At 47.0% G+C, this 18,344-nt stretch carries 18 protein-coding genes; 4 read left to right on the forward strand and 14 right to left on the reverse strand.

Features of this window, described 5'->3' with window-relative positions; all coding sequences use genetic code 11:
- Positions 1-242 precede the first annotated feature (242 nt).
- The gene (locus tag D328_RS0118865) at positions 243-758 is read left to right on the forward strand and encodes a hypothetical protein (RefSeq protein ID WP_018886602.1); all 516 of its coding nucleotides are present in this window, start codon (positions 243-245) and stop codon (positions 756-758) included.
- Positions 759-868: 110 nt separating this feature from the next.
- Complete coding sequence (locus D328_RS0118870) at positions 869-1,369, forward strand: VanZ family protein (protein WP_018886603.1); 501 nt, start codon at positions 869-871, stop codon at positions 1,367-1,369.
- A 472-nt stretch (positions 1,370-1,841) separates the two neighbouring features.
- Here D328_RS0118870 and D328_RS0118880 read toward each other — a convergent pair whose 3' ends face one another.
- From D328_RS0118880 to D328_RS0118925, 10 genes are all read right to left on the reverse strand, one after another.
- Positions 1,842-3,863 carry a DUF6382 domain-containing protein gene (locus D328_RS0118880; RefSeq protein WP_018886604.1) on the reverse strand — a complete coding sequence of 674 codons (2,022 nt, stop codon included), beginning with the start codon at positions 3,861-3,863 and terminating at the stop codon, positions 1,842-1,844.
- A 12-nt stretch (positions 3,864-3,875) separates the two neighbouring features.
- Positions 3,876-4,391 (reverse strand): A24 family peptidase, encoded by a 516-nt coding sequence (locus D328_RS0118885; protein ID WP_018886605.1) that lies wholly within the window; start codon positions 4,389-4,391, stop codon positions 3,876-3,878.
- A 79-nt stretch (positions 4,392-4,470) separates the two neighbouring features.
- A complete protein-coding gene (locus D328_RS0118890; protein WP_026281261.1) occupies positions 4,471-5,445 on the reverse strand; it encodes a TadE/TadG family type IV pilus assembly protein in 975 nt (324 codons plus the stop codon).
- Complete coding sequence (locus tag D328_RS0118895; protein ID WP_018886607.1) at positions 5,414-7,615, reverse strand: coiled-coil domain-containing protein; 2,202 nt, start codon at positions 7,613-7,615, stop codon at positions 5,414-5,416. Before D328_RS0118895 ends, D328_RS0118890 begins: the two co-directional genes overlap by 32 nt.
- A 28-nt stretch (positions 7,616-7,643) precedes the next feature.
- A complete protein-coding gene (locus D328_RS0118900) occupies positions 7,644-8,312 on the reverse strand; it encodes a TadE/TadG family type IV pilus assembly protein (RefSeq protein WP_018886608.1) in 669 nt (222 codons plus the stop codon).
- The gene (locus tag D328_RS0118905) at positions 8,309-8,503 is read right to left on the reverse strand and encodes a Flp1 family type IVb pilin (RefSeq protein ID WP_018886609.1); all 195 of its coding nucleotides are present in this window, start codon (positions 8,501-8,503) and stop codon (positions 8,309-8,311) included. Before D328_RS0118905 ends, D328_RS0118900 begins: the two co-directional genes overlap by 4 nt.
- Before the next feature lie 12 nt (positions 8,504-8,515).
- Positions 8,516-9,391, reverse strand: coding sequence for a type II secretion system F family protein (locus D328_RS0118910; protein WP_018886610.1), 876 nt, complete (start codon positions 9,389-9,391; stop codon positions 8,516-8,518).
- Between the two features lie 20 nt (positions 9,392-9,411).
- Positions 9,412-10,275 (reverse strand): type II secretion system F family protein, encoded by an 864-nt coding sequence (locus tag D328_RS0118915; RefSeq protein WP_018886611.1) that lies wholly within the window; start codon positions 10,273-10,275, stop codon positions 9,412-9,414.
- The gene (locus D328_RS0118920) at positions 10,253-11,515 is read right to left on the reverse strand and encodes a CpaF family protein (RefSeq protein ID WP_018886612.1); all 1,263 of its coding nucleotides are present in this window, start codon (positions 11,513-11,515) and stop codon (positions 10,253-10,255) included. Before D328_RS0118920 ends, D328_RS0118915 begins: the two co-directional genes overlap by 23 nt.
- A gap of 149 nt (positions 11,516-11,664) precedes the next feature.
- A complete protein-coding gene (locus tag D328_RS0118925; protein ID WP_018886613.1) occupies positions 11,665-12,795 on the reverse strand; it encodes a P-loop NTPase family protein in 1,131 nt (376 codons plus the stop codon).
- 179 nt (positions 12,796-12,974) lie between these two features.
- Here D328_RS0118925 and D328_RS0118930 point away from each other — a divergent pair, with 179 nt between their 5' ends.
- Positions 12,975-13,712, forward strand: a complete 738-nt coding sequence (locus tag D328_RS0118930; RefSeq protein WP_018886614.1) for a hypothetical protein — start codon at positions 12,975-12,977, stop codon at positions 13,710-13,712.
- Here the strand turns inward: D328_RS0118930 and D328_RS0118935 are convergent.
- The 4 genes from D328_RS0118935 to D328_RS0118950 all read right to left on the reverse strand — a co-directional run bounded on the left by D328_RS0118935 (position 13,693) and on the right by D328_RS0118950 (position 16,678).
- Entirely contained in the window at positions 13,693-14,157 is a 465-nt protein-coding gene (locus D328_RS0118935) for a thiol-disulfide oxidoreductase DCC family protein (RefSeq protein ID WP_018886615.1), read from the reverse strand. The two genes, D328_RS0118930 and D328_RS0118935, sit on opposite strands and share 20 nt — an antisense overlap.
- 175 nt (positions 14,158-14,332) lie before the next feature.
- The gene (locus tag D328_RS0118940; protein ID WP_051091171.1) at positions 14,333-14,614 is read right to left on the reverse strand and encodes a hypothetical protein; all 282 of its coding nucleotides are present in this window, start codon (positions 14,612-14,614) and stop codon (positions 14,333-14,335) included.
- A gap of 205 nt (positions 14,615-14,819) precedes the next feature.
- Positions 14,820-15,884: an aromatic ring-hydroxylating oxygenase subunit alpha gene (locus tag D328_RS0118945; protein WP_018886617.1), complete on the reverse strand. Its 1,065-nt coding sequence runs from the start codon at positions 15,882-15,884 to the stop codon at positions 14,820-14,822.
- A gap of 374 nt (positions 15,885-16,258) precedes the next feature.
- Positions 16,259-16,678, reverse strand: coding sequence for an organic hydroperoxide resistance protein (locus D328_RS0118950; RefSeq protein WP_018886618.1), 420 nt, complete (start codon positions 16,676-16,678; stop codon positions 16,259-16,261).
- A 246-nt stretch (positions 16,679-16,924) separates the two neighbouring features.
- Here D328_RS0118950 and D328_RS0118955 point away from each other — a divergent pair, with 246 nt between their 5' ends.
- On the forward strand, positions 16,925-18,247 hold the full coding sequence (locus tag D328_RS0118955; RefSeq protein WP_018886619.1) for an Nramp family divalent metal transporter: 1,323 nt from the start codon (positions 16,925-16,927) through the stop codon (positions 18,245-18,247).
- Positions 18,248-18,344 lie beyond the last annotated feature (97 nt).

An 18,344-nucleotide genomic window follows, 5' to 3' on the forward strand; every position in this document is an offset into this window, starting at 1 on the left:
CAACCATCATGGCTCTAGTACACAAACAACTATATTATTAGTTAGGCCTTTTCTTTTCATCATCAAAAGTTTCATAATCACTTTCAAAATATGAATTTAGCAACTCTTCTCGACTCTTAAATGTCAAAAATTCGAATGAAATACCATAGTTCAAACTAATTTCTTGTATTTTCAATAAAAAACTAGACATTATGTAATATTATGGTATAATTTTCACTATAAAAAGAAGAGGAGGAATATTAATGAAAAAAAGAAATGGTTTAGCAAATGGATTACTGGTAGCATCAATGGCATTGGTTTTAGCTACTGGTGGTAGTGCTTATGCTAGCGAGGATTATCATGAGCTTTCAATTACGCCACCTAATTTAGAATCTTCGAATGGTGGAATTACTATTTTCGGTGCAAATCCACCAAGCAGCGGTGCCTCCTCTCATGATGTATCGGTAAGTGACTATAACTATCAAATTTCAAAAATCGGTTATCGAGTATATACAGATAAATGGTTAACGGGCACAACCTCCCTTAAAGTTACTGTTGACAACTGGAAGTTAGTAGAGGATTATGGTGGAACTTCTAATTCTTTGACAATTGCAGTGCACAAGTCTTCTGGGGGAATTGTAGCTTCCAAAACAATTAATACGAATGAGGTTTTAAGAGCCTCTTTTACTGATCTTACAAAATCAAGCAATTATTATGTATCATTCAGTGTCCCGAATAATGGAAACACTTATTCATTTAACGGTTCCATTTCCAAATAGTACTTACGTAGTTTCTAGTAATTTTTTATAAAAGCTACAAGCCTGTAACTAGGTTTGTAGCTTTTATAGTCATGTATTGTCTACAGACAGGGCATGGTTAGGGGGAGAATATGACTATTTTTACTCACAAAAGATCTAAAGTGATTTTCTCTATCTATTTATTATTTATAATAAATTTTGTGATTATTAAATTTACGGGAAATATTGAACATGTTGTTGCGAGAATACAAGCTAACATTTTTCAAAAAAGCATCGGATACTGGAAAATAAATCTCAATCCAGTTGTTACTTTAAAATCATCTTTCCACTCTTTTCAAAATAGTGGAATCACTTCATATGAAGTGCTCTATTTTATTGGGAACGTCCTTATTTTTCTTCCAATGGGATTTCTAATACCTTTCCTTTTAAAGAAACAATCTTTGTTTAAAACAATGTTTTGTTGTCTTCTTTTAATCGTAGGAATTGAATTAACTCAATTTATAACATATTTAGGATCGGCTGATATGGCTGATGTATTTTTAAATATGATTGGTTGCTTATTTGGTTATATAGGTAACAAAATTTATTGTAGCGTAGAAGATGTTTTTATTAATCGTTCTCATGGCAATTAATTATATGACGGATTGTCAAATCAAACGCGACAGTTACTCTGTAAAAAATTCGTGAGCGGTTCCGCTCATCTTGCCCCATGAGTAATGTCAATCATCCCACAAACTCTCCCATCCCCCACGTGTTCCCGAATCCATTTCAAATCCAACATCATTACCGTCTCCTTTGGCTAAAAAAATGCAAAGAGCGCCCTCATCCCTTGGGACGAGGAGCGCTCTGCTCGCGGTGCCACCCAACTTGCCAAAGCATGCTTATGGTGCCTGCTTGGCCTCTTGGTCCGCGATAACGGGCGGTTCCGGTTAACTTGGAGAGAAGCTAGCTCCCCTGGCGATAACGCCTCCGAGTTGGATTCTCTTCAATGGCGTGATTCCGATCTGTAATTGTACGGACCATTATAATGGAACAGTAGGCCTACTTGCAAGTAATCAGCTTCATTTAGGTCAGCTTCACTTAGGTCCGTCGGGTTCACTTAGCTCAATTTGCCAGCCCATGACTTACATTAGATGGTCTCTCTGTACTAAGAGGACTTGAATATTGAAAAGCGACTCCCGGCAGCTTCAAAATATCCCTATGTTGAAGTAGATATTCCTTATACGGTATCATCGCTTCATTATTAAGTAGAGAGCCGTTAGTAGATGCCAGATCCTTGATCCGATACTCCCCCCTCATAGACTCTGATATTTCTATATGCAGACGTGACAGACCTTCGGCATCTGAAATCCGGTAGGCACTCTCTTCGCCTCTTCCTATAGTGAAGCTACTCCGCGACAACCTGATCGGTACCGTCTCATTCAAGTAGTTGCCCTCTGTATCTAATAGATACAAGCAAGCGACCTGCGTGTCGTGCTCCTGCCGCTGTTGAGCAAGCTTACGATCCTCTGACCCCAAAAAACGGGTTGCATCCGATGAACTGCTCGCAAGAATATCCGTATTTTCTTTTAATGAGGAATAGTAGTCACCTGAATTCACTTCTTCATAGTGAATGCTATTGCTACGGTCATTGTCTAATTTGTTGTTCTCCAGGCTCCCCGGAACATTGCCACTATCACTTGCCAAATACGGATCTGTACCGCCAAGCGCCTCTCTCGTTCGCTCTTCTTCATGCCCTAGTCTACCTATGTGCTTTCCACGGTTGATCTCCATTTTGGAGCCTTCTAGATCCCCTTTTCTTTGCTGCTTGCTCATGTAGCCTGTAACACGATCGACTTGGAAACGGAATATCTTGGCTCCTTTACCTGAATTCGCTGGCTCATAGTTTTCTAATTCACCTGAATCAAGCTCTGCTACATGCTCACTGTAATCTTTAGCACCTCTGCTGAGACGTAGCTTCCCGAACCATGCTAATAGCGTCACTGTGCTAAGTAGAACGGTGACAGCCGATGTTATGATCAGATTGGAGAGACTTGGATGGTCCAGATAAAGATACCTCCACACGCTTGCGGCCAGGAGGATACATGCTGACATGATATATGTCCGATATTTACGAGGACCATTCGTTGAAATGTCCTCCTCCATCTCATCATCGTCAGCCGAAGCCTCCCCATAATTCCACGCTGGTGGATCATTAAATGACGGAGCTTGAAGCTGGGGAGCCTGAGATTGTACCATGTGCGAAGCTCGCTCACCACTACTGCGTCCACGTTGTCCCAGGAATGGTCCATACTCCCCTTCCCCCTCCGGGTGTCGTTCGGTCTTTCTTAGAGCAGTTTTACTTAGATATGAATCCACAGCCGAGTTCGATTCAGAGAGATGATCACCTTGAACACCATCTGTTGAAATCTGGCTTTTCCGCTGAGCAACAAGACCTTTTGCTCTCGAAGAAGAGCTAACATTAACAGGTGCAGCCCCCGTATCTAGTACTGCAGATGCTTGTGAGTATATGGCTGTCTCCGAGGCTGTAGCTATACTCGTCTCCTTTGAATCGTTAGCTTCCAAATATTCAAGCAAGAGCAGCTTCATTCCCTGCAGATCAAATATGTCCTGATCGCACATTTGCAGTAATCGCTGCAGCCCATCGCCTTCCAATTCTTTTATGGAGCTGAGCAGTCGAATAATTAATTGCTTAATGTCTTGCCCCACTGAGCATGCATCGAATCCCTCTCTTAGCGGGAGATAAGTCAGACGTACTGCATATTCAGCCCCCGTACCCTCTACAAAAATGTAGTCTTCATGAACAACGAATTGCAAAGGTGTAAGCATATACTCTCTGGACGAGTCTAATGCATCTAATATTTCATAAAGTAGCTTGTACAGCATCTGAATGGAGTGTCTGTGGGAGAACCATATATGCGAGAGCATTTTCAGACCTGTAACGTCATACTGAAATGTGACCTTATTATCTACTTCTTTAATTCTAAAGGCCAATAAGCTGTGAATCCGATTGGAGGTCAGCATACCTGCCTGTGTTCGATTAAGATCAGTTGAGCTCAGACCATTCTCAGTGTCGATCATCATAAAGATCCCGCCATTTTGAACAAAATCTCTTGTTAAATTCACCTCCTGCCCTCCTTATGCATGGATCAAATAGAAATAAGTACTGATAACCCCTGGAATTACAGCAATCATAAATGGAAAACGCAGATAAGAATCTCTTCCTGCTGCAAGAGCCACCTTGCTTCTAAGTAATAGGAACCCTCCAATCTGTAGCAGCAAGCTTCGTAGACGACCTACCATCTCACGCCTCCAGAGAAGCATAATAACTCCAACCAAACCTGCGTACAGGATGGAATAGAATGCGGCATGTAATACGAAAGCAGCACCAGTCCAAGCCCCAATCCCGCCAAATAGCTTCACATCCCCAGCCCCAACAGCACCTACCCAATATAAAATGAACAGTAGCCCGAATCCGGTGCCAAGCCCTGCAGCAGCAAAAAGAATCCCAGCCCAGCCATCACTATATCCGTGCAGTATCAGACCTGAAAGTATAGTGGGTATTGTAAGCTTATTCGGTATTTTCATGGACCGTATATCCGTAAATAGTGCTATCAGCAAGAAGCATGCGCACCCTATATACATCCAGCTCAATATGGACGCCCCCAATTATTTTATTCAGCATTTTTGTATAGCAAGCTCAGCTCTAATCCATCTGGAAATATCATATGAACTATTTGTTAGCTTTGTCTGCCACCTCCAGTGGACCCTCAAGCGTTGCTCCACTATCGCTCTCGATTACAAAGCTCCATGTACCAAGGGTCGTATTCGTACCCACGAACCAGTTCCATTCAACGTAGCCTTGCTCATCGGCCACAGCCCATCCTACGTGTCTTGCCACACTTGCTCCTGACTTGTAATAGATGGACAGATTAGCTGAGCCGCCTGGCTCAATCCTGGCCCGTATTTTGTTATACACTCCTCGGATAGCTGGCTTCGGTGCTTCGATAAGCTGAATCGTACCCGTGACACCCGGCGAAGCCTCATCTCCTATTTCTTCACCGGTATCCCCAATCCAGAGCCGCTCCTCTGCCGTCGCCTGCAAGACCAGCTCACGCTGAACAAAAGGTATACGTATAGGAAGGACGTAGGATAGCTCGATCTTAAAATAAGGATCGCTTCTGCCCCGGAGTGCAGGAAGATGAACGCTGGTAACATGAATACGATCCAAGTCCAGAATACGGTCATCCATGAACGGCTTAAGCAACGGCTTGGCGACGGGATCAAGCATAGCCTCCGTAATCTTTCCTTTCATTCGATCAAATGGCTCAGTCCCCGAGCTTACAGCATCTCCTACCCAGAGCCCGATCGGCTCCGGTAGCGAATGTCCGAACTGCTCTGTCATCTCTCCCATCGTAAGCTTGGGTACAATCTCCTGCTCCTCAAGATCTCCAAAAGTTGTATCCGCATTATTCAAGGCCAGCGATACAGGATAGATCTTGCTTGCTACCTCCTTGGCTACCTCAGATGCAACCGTCTGTAGAGCTGTTGAGAAGACCGTCATTTGTACGATGTATACCAGCAAGATCACGAAGAACATGAACACAGGCAGGACCAAAGAAGCTTCCAGCACAATGCTCCCTCGCTCCAATCCCCAGACCTTTCCAGATCGGTGCTTAATAAGAGAAATGTGCCTGCTTTCGGACATAATAGGTTCCATGCTCAATGTCCTCACCTTCTCCAGAAGCTGCTCCTACCATCTTCATTACTCCAGGCAGGAACCACAGCCTGATACCACTTCGCACCTCACCTAATGCATAGGTCGGTCTTTCGGCCGGGTTCACCCCCGTCCCATAACGAATCAAGGCCAGCATGCGAGACAACTTCTGTCCTTTACTGCTGTGCATCATCATGAATAATCTGAGATGGTCCTTGTAAGTGAGCTTAATTCGAACGTAGTCTGATAAATACAAATAGCCTTGCTGGGCCAGCATCAGCATATCTTCTATGGCCTTCTCCACTCCGTACAGCAATGCTGCTGCTAGTACAGCAAGCGGATGTCCTAATGAAGAATATTTCTGTAGACCCTCCATCGTCCGAATGGCCATTCGCATAGCAAAAATCTCACCATAAGCTGCTGCCAGGTTACCTGTGGCATTATGAAACCCATAAATAATGTACTCAGCCTCCTGATTACCAATCTCTAACTGATCACCCAAGGCCTGCGTTAACCCCTGCCTGGAGGTGCCTGAACCAATCACATCCTTGAATCTTCCAAAATCAATATGTGAGTAGTACGAGAGTGCATATTCATTCTGAAAAAATTCATCTCCCATGCTGCTTAGCATGCCTGCAGCCGCTTCATATAATTGGTCCATGGCATTCATTGCCGCTCCACCCGTTTCGGTGGGATCAACCGAATGGTTCACCAAGCTAGTCGGCTGAGCTGCAGTTGAATTGAACGCGAGACTTTGTTCATAATATCCTTTCAGCTCCTGAAAAGAGTTGTTCGACTCCTTGTTCTTCGTTAACAGATCAATTAGACCGTATGCTTCCTTCAGCCTCTCGGTAGCTTTTTTCTCCATCTCTTTGCGCTCACGATCAGACCCACGGGCACTATCGAGTGCCTGTTGCTCCTGATCCAGCTTATTGCTACTGCCTTTCGTTACGTACGCCCTCTCGTAAGCATAAACACGGTCAAAGGCTCGTCTTACGGCTTCCTTCATTTCCAGGTCGGTATGCTCCCGCAGAGGAATTTTATTTAATGTTGTAACCATGCTCCTTATATTGTTGTTAGCTGCACTCCACGCATTTCTTTGTTGAGCGATCCCTGTCTCCACGGATCGGAATACATCCTCTGAAGTAAGCAATTCGCTCACTCTATCCCTGGTAGCCGCAAGACGGCCATCTGCAGGCACAGCGGCATTTGTGGGTGATGGTGATGAGCTCACCGTATCATAGCTGTCATTAGCAGCTCGCTGCTTATATTGGGCAATGACTAGCCTCATTTCACCATTAATATTTCTGGCCTCTGCTAGCAATGCCTCAGCTTTAACCAACCCCGTATCATGCTTCTGCCTGAAGCTGTCCAATTCGCTCTGGATATGAGCTAGAAGCCTGTTCAACTGTTGTCTGAACTCGCGAAGCTCCCTCTCTTTGCGTTCGGTAGGGTCCCTTTTGAATGCTTCATAACGATCTAGGTAATCCAGATATTGCGATGCTGCATCAGCAGCACTATCCATCTCCTCATAGATGTACTTATTCATCTCAAGTGAGCTCTGCCCCATGATAAGCTTTCTAAGACTTGTGGCTCCCGCCGCTGCTTTACGCTGTTGGTTTAAGGCCTCATCAAGCTTGGCTTCACGCTGTTCATACAACTTATGCAGCCGCTTCAGCAAATCGACTGTATGGGAGGCCTCCTTCATCTCTTGGGAGATCGGCTTCAGCTTATCCACGATCTCGTATGCAAAGGTGACGGGTGCCCTGTACTTCATATCCTCTCGAATCTGAGTATTGAACATCCCATAGCTACCAAGCATCCTATCCATACTCAAGGTGCTGCTGTCCAGACGGCTCCTCATCAAGCCGAATGCTCCTTCACGCGAAGTAACTATTGTACTGTCATTCAGAACCTTAGTCATTATGCGGTTACCTGTCCCTTCGCCATAAGCAAATAGCCCATACTGCTGCTGTAGCACCGGATCATAGGAGGACATTACAGATCGGACTGCTGCATGAGCCAGCTTTTCCGTCTGAACATGCAGGGCTGCGATACGAGCGTAATCAATGAATACAGCGGTGAAGGCAAAGACAAAGGCCAGAATAATAATTAAAAAAACAGAAACTGCACCTTCTTCGTTGTGCCTATGCCGGAACATCTTTACCTCTCCTCTTCCCACTCCGGGCTTAATTTTCTCTGGCTGCGTAATCCTGTAGCACTGCCCCTGCTGCGCCGGTCTTCAATGGTATCCCTTGACCAGTTCCCTTGAACTTCGGCCCATAATAGCGCATCAGTTCAATAGTTCTTATATATTCAACAGGGTCTACCACCCCGGCATAGCTTGAGATGGACAGTCTGTCTCCCTCCAGAACACGGCTTAATAAAGGCAGATGTATCATCTTGCTTAGCTCCGTCGTCACCCTCCGGTTAATCATAAAATTCTCATAATACTGCTGCCCCTTCATTCCGCCCGGTATGGCCCCGCTTGCCTGCGACATCTTCTTCTGTGGCAAGCCCTGCCCCGTTGACATTTCTGGTATAGCAACAGCCTGCCGTGTATCGGCCCCAGTCCAGCCAAACAGTGCCCCTATCATCGCATCATCTGTCATACGCCAATACAGAGGATCACGCTGCCCTTCCTCCACCGCACCATTTGTCGGTACTTTATAGCTATTGTCCCAACTATATGCCGCTCGTTCGGAAGCAGTAGCGGCAACCTGAATGAGAATGGATTTCTGGTATAAATACAGACAGAAGAATAGCAGTATAAAAATAATGAACATAATGATAGGAAACACCAAGGATGCTTCTAGCGAAAAGCTCCCCGCCTCATCGGAACCCAGGTCCCGACTCATTTGCCGTCCATAAAATCGCTGCTCTTCTTATCTGCCTTTTCTAGCAAACTGGAAATAATCTCTGTAATTTGCTTTCTGAAAATGACAGCCACAGCAATAAGAATGGCAATAATCAGGATCATTTCTAGGGTGCCAAGTCCCTCTTCTTCCTTCCACAGTCTCTTCCAACCTGAAGCTATCGTCATTAACATCGCTTTCTCCTCCTACAGATCCATAATCATAAAAGCGGGTGCTCCAATTAATACAATGACCGTTAACAAGATCAGCGCCATGGGAAACACCAGCTTGGATGATGCCTGCTCCCCACGAATTCGACTGATCGAGGTCCTTTTGCTCCAAAGTGTCTGAGACAGCTCGTGCAGTGCCATGACAAAGTCACTGCCGCCTCTACGCATATTTAACAACACCGTTGTGGTGAAGATCGTTACTTCCTGGATGGCACAACGCTTGCTTAACTGCTCAAGAGCTTGCTGAAATGAATATCCGTTATTCCATTCACCAATTGCTTGCTTCAACTCCTGATACAGTGGATGCTCAGTAGCCCCACTCTTCTCGTTCACACAGTGCAGCATAGCACGCTGTACCGTCTCCCCTGCCCCGACAAGCAGCATGATCTTCCCCAATAGCTCAGGTAATTCCATGAGAATGGCCTGGTCCCTGTTGATCACCTTCGTATGCAAATCTCTGAGCAGCGCAGCAGGAATAAGTATGGCTAGTAGCAGGCTCAAGATAAGCCCCGCCGTGTCTCCACCGGTTATGACCGTTAACAGACAGCCGAGAGCCAGTATTCCATAGCTATAGCCCATCAGTTCAGCCAATAGTAGAATTGTTCTCTCCCCAAGCTGATCCATTCCATGCAACTTACCAATCATTCTTTGCAGTCGGAACATCAGAAGTGGACAACGCTGAATCAAGCACGACGACAGTATTATCCATACAAATGGACCCGACAACCTTTGTAGCCGTAATCCCGGCATTCTGATGCTTTGTATCGAACGATACTTCTTACCGTGCATTAGGTTCAGCACCACCCAGCCGCCCACTTGCAGAACCAGTACAACCAAGACAGATTCAATCATGTATTTCCCTTATCCCTTCCTCATACTTCAATTCTGACGATACGGCTCATCCACATTAGACATAGCCCCAAGACGAGAAGACATAGTGTAGAAATTATTCTGCCTGCACCGCTATAGAGCGGCTCCATATAATCCGCGGCAGATAGGTTCATGAACAGCACGAACAGAAACGGGGCTGCGAACATCGCCTTGGCCTCAAATTTTTTCTGGGCAATCATAATTCGGATATCCTGTTGAATTTCCAGCTTCTCTCCTATCACGCTAGAAGTTCTGCGCATGACCTCTATTAAGTCCCCGCCAGTACGCTTACAGGTGACGAATACATCCGCAAAATTCGTGATATCCTCCATCGCAGCTCGCTGAGCAAAATCCAGCAACGCAGCTTCTACAGGCTCCCCGTACTCCATACGCGCTATAATAATGCCGAACTCCCGGATAAGATCATTCTCCCCTTCCGGGCTGAGCAGCTTCAGATCCTGAACGGCCTCTCGAAAGCTGTTCTCCACGGATCTGCCCGCAGCCAGAGAGGATGACAGCGAATATAATGCCTGCTTGAATTGAATACTGAGCGTCGCTCTTCGCCTTGCAAGTAAGAATCGACTGTACGGTCCAGGACAGGCCATTGCACCACCCGCAAGTATTAGAGCTATTAGTGCATGATGATAAAACAAGTAACCTATACCGTAGAGCAGACCACCTGAGAGCACTAAAATAACCCAGCGCTGTCGCTTGGACAGCATATACACTGTATAGCTAGGCAGGATATGTCCTGAAGAATTGTCCGCTGAGGAATCCTCATTTCTATACTCTTTTACCTTTTGTCCTATTATCTTGTTCTCTCTTGCCTTCCGCTCTCTTCCTTTAGGAAGACGATACAGACGCATAAGTCTTCTCCCCCCAGGCCACAGGGATTTCGTACCCGGACATCGCTAACTTGTCAACATGCACCATTCCGTCCCCACAAGGCGCCCAGTATCCTGTAATACGTCCATCCATTTCCCCATCAATCTGAAACTTGTACAACGGATTCAGCTCCACCTCTCCATCTCTTACGCCCACGACCTCAGTAATCTCCATCACGCGCCGTGAACGGTCCCTAAGTCTTGATAAATGGACGATAATATCAATCGACGAACCAATCTGCTGCCGAACTACACTCAGCGGAAGCTCTGCTCCACTAAGCACCATGGTCTCCAAACGGCTGATCATATCGTGTATATTGTTACCATGGCCAGTGGACAAGGAGCCATCGTGTCCGGTATTCATAGCCTGAAGCATGTCCAGTGCCTCGGCGCCACGCACCTCACCGACTACAATTCGATTCGGGCGCATCCGGAGCGAGGCTCGAATCAGATCACGGATGGATATGGCACCCTTTCCCTCTGTATTGGCATTTCTGGTCTCCAAGGACACAAGATTCGGGACAGTGACAATCTTCAGCTCAGCCGAATCCTCAATCGTAATGATCCGTTCATCTGCTGGAATGTACTGAGACAGCGCGTTGAGAAATGTCGTCTTCCCTGACCCGGTTCCCCCACTGATGAAAATGTTGTATTTACTTCTTACAAGTAGCTTCAACAATTCTGCGGTATGTTCATCCAGTGCATGAAGCCCGATTAAGTCCGTCATAGTCAAAGGACTATCAGGGAACTTTCTGATCGTTAACGTTGGCCCCTTCAAGGCCACAGGAGGCAGGACAATGTTCACACGAGAACCGTCACGGAGCCGCGCATCCACAATCGGAGACGATTCGTTCACAATGCGGTTGACTCCCGCCACAATCGTCTGAATAATATCCTCCAGCCGCTCTCTGGACTCAAAAGCCACAGGCACCTGGATGATCTCCCCGCCCTGCTCCACAAAAATTTCACGGTGACTATTGATCATAATCTCCGAAATACATGGATCATCCACGAGCGGCTGCAGCACATCAAGTCCCCGGAAGGAATCAAAAATACGACGCACAAGCCTGTACTTCTCTCGTGAGGTCAGTTCATCCAGCTGACGATCTTGCAGAATTCGGCGTTCAATCTGCTCCATTAGCTCCTGATCGTCGAGGGATGAGATGACATTCAGTCCTGTACGGATGTCATTGCGAAGCGCAAGAAATGTCTCTTCGTTCATACCGTTCTCCTTTCTTCACCGTACTCTCTTCCATGCATTCCCTTGGTGGCAGGCATTCATATTGCCCTGCTATACCTTGTACACCCACCAATAGCCACTAGTAATAATCACTTATCGTCACCATCATCACATCAGCATTCATCAGCATTCTATAGCTCATCCCCGAGTATGGCTCCACAAAGCAACCTCACCTCTCGCTGGAAAATAGGTGAGCTAAGCAGCAGCTCATCCAGCTGCATCTGCTTCCAGGAGGGAATGTACGGAAGGGACCCTGACAGCTTTATAAGAGCAGGAGGTGTATTTGCCAATTCTCCCATATACCGATTCACGACAAAGTGTACTTTGCTCATCCAGCTCTCGTAGGCAGATGAGTACTCCTTGTGGAGCAGCTCTAGCCACAGCATACATTTATGCATGGAGAGCAACTCGTCATTCAACAGCCAGATTAATTCATCAGTTCTATCCAATACACCCTGCAAGCGCCCGTTCAGCTCAGTAGAAGCATCAATGACAAGGACATCATAGCGGCCACCATCCACAATTGCCTGAATTAGCGCGGACGTCTCCTGCGCATCCATCTCAAGCACCTCTTTGCGATTGGCAAGAGGAGCGAATACATCAGCCTTCAGCACAGAGTGCCGCATTGCGTACTCTTGAATCGGCAGAATAGTCGAGTTCTGTTTGTGGCGTCCATCCTTGCCAGACCTGAGATCGTACAGTAGTCTTGATAAGCCCCTTCCAGCAGCTTCTCCCTGGTCGTGAAATAACGAGCTCGAATCCAACGTCTCCAGATTCAGATAGAACACAGAATAGCCGGCCCCGCCTAACTGCTTGACCATGTTCAGAGCGGTCGTTGTCTTCCCCGTCCCTCCACTTGCCGAGATTAGGCCAATCGTAAGTGTCCCCTCACGGTTACGCCTGCTCGCAACTGCAGCTTGTAGTCTACCTGCATCCAATATTTTCTCCAGCAATCGGGGCAGCGGCTGATACATGGCAATACCCGTTCTTCCGTCCATAGTGGCTCCGTGCTCACTTAACAGCAAGAGAGGCTGCTCACAATCCGTATAGCCACTCCATGAATCCAGAAACGCCTGCTCCGCCACTACGACATCTGGCAGCCTTCTGTTCAATGACGATTCCTCCATAAATTGCGCGAAGGACTCCGACTGCGAGAAAGCCGTAATTCGCAACTGCCTGCTATACTCACTTCCGTGGAGATAATCCAACAATGGCTCAATGTATTCACGATTTTCCGTGGCAAGTACGGCTGTAATCGACATCAAATAGCATCACATTCCTTCCGTTCCATGAACGCAAAAAAGCACCGTCCATCCATCGCTATATAGCCAATGGTGAACGGTGCTTCCGTTACGTTCTATATTTTTACTGGTATGTTATCATAGATATGAGCTACAGGCAACTTTTTTCTGAACCGCAGCTACCGAAAGGAGGATTACGCTTGTCCAGACATTTACGGTTGATTGCCGTTATAGCAGCTCTGTCAGGCTGCCTGCTGCTGCTTAGCGCCTGCGCGCGAGGAGAAGCACATGTGATGGTCAATCGGGACAACAGCACTGATCTCGAGGCCTTTGTCAGCATCAGTGACCAGGCTCTGCAGACCTTAAATTTCCCAGACGCGCTGAGCTTCATCACCAGGTTGCTGGAGCCTTACGAGATCGAGGTGAAGGAACTGCAGGAGGCAGGAAGACAAGGACTTGAATTCAGACGACATTTTGCAGCTGAGCAACGTACGGATAGCACGACTACCACAGGAGCCAAGCCTTTACCACCAGGTCTGTCTTTTACACGTCTGGAGACGGCCCACCTGTTCACGACCGAATACAACATACAGGCTCAAGCGGATCTGATGAAGTTCATGAGTGGCGGGGGCTTGGAATCATGGACCCAGCGTATCCATAGCATGAATTTCCTGACCAAGCGACTGCTTGACAATCAGCTCGATCTGTCCTTTAGCCTGACTCTTCCTATTAAGCCACTGACCCATAATGCGGATCATGTATCCTCGGACGGCAAGACGCTCACTTGGGATATATCCCTGCTCCAACCCAATACGGTAAATGTGGTCGTCAATGCCCCCAATATCCAGCGTATAGCATGGACAGCAGGGTCGGGCATCGTTCTATTGGCCTTGGTAGTCTGGCTGCTACGCAGACGTCTTACAAAAAACGCTTCCTGATCTCCGGCGCGGGCATCTGGCAATAATCTTCCTTGGCTTTGCCGAACCAGCGATACCGATTGCGGGCAAAATACCGATACATTGCATCCCGCAGCGGCCCAGGAATCAGAATGAAGACATACATCATTGCAAGGGGCGAGCGAAGTCTTCTAGCTATTCTAAGCGCTGCTGTAGAGCGAGTGTAATAGCGTCCTTGTTCGATAAGGACAAGGGTATCAAGGGCCTGAGCTGACATTCCTCCAACCTGCAGCAGCTGCTCACCCCGTTCAGATTGCAGAGAAGCGAACTTGAAGTATCCCTTTGGGTCCCGTGCAATGATGAACCGGGTTGCCCCCTGGCAAAAATGACATATTCCATCAATGAGCACGATAGCGGATGAAGCAGATAACTGTACAAGCTCCTGCTCCTCCGTCGATGTAGGCACCTCAGGCGAGGTTTTTGTCATGGGAATCCCTCCTTTTGCACCAGACTGTTATGGAATAATCCACACACAAATTATAGTACAAAAAAACACCGTAATCCTCATCACGGCGTCTTGATGGGCAATCCTCCCACACATCGTAAGATGTCTGAAATGCGAATTGCTTCATACATTCTATAGTTCTCTCGCGCACTCCTGCTTATTCGGCAGCAGCCTTCTCAAGCCAGTTATGATCGTGCAGTTGCTGTCCCAGTTCTCCCTTGAACTGATCCATGCATTTGCAAATGAAATCCTTCCGGCAGACAGGACAAGGTGTTCTTAGCAAACGGCTGATGTTAGTCATTGTCCATTCCGGATGACGCTGATAGAAGACACGACATTCAGTTCCGTCTTCGAGGTACATCATAAATTCATAGAGCCCTTCGTTCTCGTTACTGCTGGCTTTTGTAAAGTTGACAATATTCGGTCTGTAAGAAGACATAACATCACCTGTGTTCTCAAATTTGTTCAGCAAAAACCTGAATCACCTAAGTCATATTAAAGAATTTTCACTTTGATGTCAAATACAAACGACGACAAAAGGGCTGACAGATAGCCTTGCCAGCCCTTGATTATGCACAGATCACTCCAGTATTACATGTGCAGTTGCATCTATATGATTGACCACTGCTAGGAGAGATAACGAATTAAGATGTATAATTCCGACCCAGGCCAAGCTCCGTCAAAAGCTGGCGGTAGGCGATTGAAGTACGGTCTGCTGGAATGTGTGCCTCCGCATGAAGATCCAGTGGCAGATCCTCCGGTGTCTGGGATTCCACCATTTCCCTGTCCTCATCAAATACCTGCAAATTGAAACGGATCGTGTCCTCGATCGGGGCCTCTTTATCAAAATTACGGGCGATAGGGCAAAACAATCGGGTGTACCTCGCAGACACCGGGGATGCACAATTCAGAATTCTCAGTCTACCTTCCTCAGGAAAATACACTGTGAGCGAAGCAGCAAATGGCGGAAAGACCCGAAATTCCCTTAACCACTGGAAGCCCTCTGGTGCTGCATTCATCTGCCCTTTTCCATAGTTGCTCACGGTACTCCAATATTCGGCAATCAGTTCGTTGCCATCGCGCTTGACCGTGTACTGCGGCACCTCGGTATTGTTACGATCACCAAAGGTCTCGGTGTGTACATATGCAAAATGGGATACGTCCAGAAATCCCTCCATTTGCCGCCCAGCCGAGCCCGCAATGTCGAATGGCGGGGGCAGAATCTGAATATAATCAGGATCATCCCAGGCCGGAAAATCAGGAATTAATTCCTCACCGCCGCCTCCGAGCGTAGTCCAGATCAGACCATAGCGTTCCACCGAAGGGTAGACGATCAGCTTCAGCTTCGGAGAGATTTTGGCAGCGGGATGGGCAGGAACCGCCGTACATTTACCTTCACAATTATATCGAAAGCCGTGATAAGGACACACAATCTCCCCATTTTCCACCCAGCCCTTGCTGAGCGGTGCTCCTCGATGGAAGCACAGATCTCTGGCCACCACCACTTTGTCACCACTGCGGTATAAGACCAGCTTCATGTCTAGCAGCTTGGCAGCGAGCGGCTGATCAGTTACCTCACTTGCATGAGCTACCGGGTACCAATATGAAGACAGCACCTTCCAATCCTCCGCGGAAAATGTACAGTCACGAGGAAGCTCAGGAGCAGAGGACGTCCGGGCAACAGACAATGAACTAGGATTACTACTCATATACACACCTTCTTTGGTCGAATTTACACAAAGGCCTCTATCTTATGGCGGGCTCTACTGTCGCGAAATACATGGACACTCTTCATCAGAATGTGAATTAAACTCACTTGATAATCATCAATTAACACTTAATATGTATACAATTTCAATAGTGGACATCCTATTTTTGTATGAATTCACAAAAAGACAAGGTTATTTTCCATATGATGATAAACAGATATCATTTTATGTAAGTATTGCTTCTTTAGCTGTTTGCTACTTCTCTATTTTTTTTATAAAAGTAATGTCCTACTTGATGCGGATGCAGAATCATAGACACAAAAAAACGCAGACCAGAGCTGCTGCCCCGGCCTGCGCTTTTTTGAATCCCAGCTTTAGACCACTTCCAGTTCAACCTCAATGTTCCCACGAGTCGCCTTGGAATATGGACAGAATGCATGTGCATCCCTCGCCAGCTTCTCTGCCTGCTCCCGTTCAATACCTGGAAGCTTGACCTCCAGCCGTACAGCAAGACGGAAGCCTCCGTCAGCTGGATCTTTCCCTATGGACACATGGCTCGTAACCTCAGGGTTATCCAGCTTGACCCCCGCTTTTCTGGCTACATTGGATAAAGCACTCTCATAGCAAGCTCCGTACCCTGCTGCGAAAAGCTGCTCAGGATTTGTACCGTTGCCTCCGCCTCCACCCAATTCCTTAGGCATACTTAGATCGTGCTTCAACACACCATCGGAAGAAGCGACATGTCCAGTCCGACCACCGTGTACCGTTGCTGTTGCTGTATATAATGCGTCCATTCCAATCTCTCCTTTAGCCTAGATAGTGTAGTAATGCAGGTAGGTTGCCCTCTCTATATTTCCTTTAAACTTCTCACCATAAATGAAACGTCTATCACAATATTGCCCCAAGGTCTTAGTTAACAAGGCCCCATTTGCCTCTAGACACAAAAGTTGCACTAGACAAAAATAATTGAAGGAGTACAATGTAAGAAGATGAAACCGATGAAAATCATTTGACTTTGTACAATATATGAGGTGATAGAAATGGGACAGCACGTTGAACAACCACCGGTTCAGACCGCTTCTCTCGCGGAAATGAACTCCTCTTTATCCGTCCCGCGCCATGCATCGAGGCTGAAAAAATTTCTCGCCTTCGCAGGCCCGGGCTATCTGGTAGCTGTCGGCTATATGGACCCAGGCAACTGGGCGACCGATATTGCTGGCGGCTCGCAATTCGGCTATAGTCTGCTATCTGTGATCTTAATCTCCAATCTGATGGCGATTCTGCTGCAGAGCCTATCCGGAAAATTAGGAATTGCTACAGGCCGAGATCTGGCGCAGGCTTGCCGGGAGCATTATAGCCGCCCGATTGTCATGCTGCTGTGGATCATGTGTGAATTAGCCATCGCTGCCATGGATCTGGCAGAAGTCATTGGCTCAGCTATCGCACTCAAGCTGCTGCTTGGTATCCCTATTCTATACGGAGTTATCATTACCGCCTTCGACGTCATGCTTATTTTGTTGCTCCAGAACAAGGGCTTCCGTTCTCTTGAAATTCTGGTCATTGTGTTGATGGCTACCATTGCCGCGTGCTTCGGAATTGATCTGTTCCTGTCACAGCCTGCTTGGGGTGGAGTACTAAATGGATTCATCCCGAACACAGACATTTTGACTCAATCAGGTATGCTCTATATCGCCATTGGAATCATGGGGGCTACGGTTATGCCCCATAACCTGTATTTACATTCCTCTATCGTGCAGACACGCAACTATGAGCGCTCCAGTGCCGGCAAACGAGAAGCGATTCGATATGCAACACTCGATTCCACGATTGCCCTTACTTTTGCACTATTCATTAATGCAGCGATACTGATTGTCTCGGCAGCTGTCTTCCATGCTCAAGGTATGACGAATGTCGCAGAAATTAGTGACGCGTATTATTTGCTGACACCACTGCTAGGAACAACGATGGCGAGTATCCTCTTTGGTGTTGCACTGCTGGCTTCCGGTCAGAATTCCACGGTTACGGGTACCTTAGCTGGACAGATTGTCATGGAAGGGTTTCTGAATCTGCGTCTTCCTCCATGGTTCCGCCGCTTGGTGACACGATTAATTGCCATTATTCCTGCCGTCATCGTCACTGCGATCGCAGGCGAGCGAGGCACTGAGGAGCTGCTCGTGCTTAGTCAGGTCGTGTTGTCCTTGCAGCTGCCCTTTGCGATCATCCCACTGATTCGCTTCACCAGTGATCGCAGCAAGATGGGCGAATTCGTGAATAGACGCTGGGAGAATATACTAGCCTGGATAATTGCAGCCGTCATTATCACCCTGAATGTCATTCTCGTCTATCAGGTGTTCGCTGGCTAAATAGCTGAGGATCCTTAGGGGGTATGGGAAAGCTTGCTAAAGATTTGTCATGAATTTATGATAGTAACTGAGGAAATTCCACACGGAGAGGAGATTA

The organism is Paenibacillus massiliensis 2301065 = DSM 16942 (assembly GCF_000377505.1).
Lineage (GTDB): Bacteria > Bacillota > Bacilli > Paenibacillales > Paenibacillaceae > Paenibacillus > Paenibacillus massiliensis.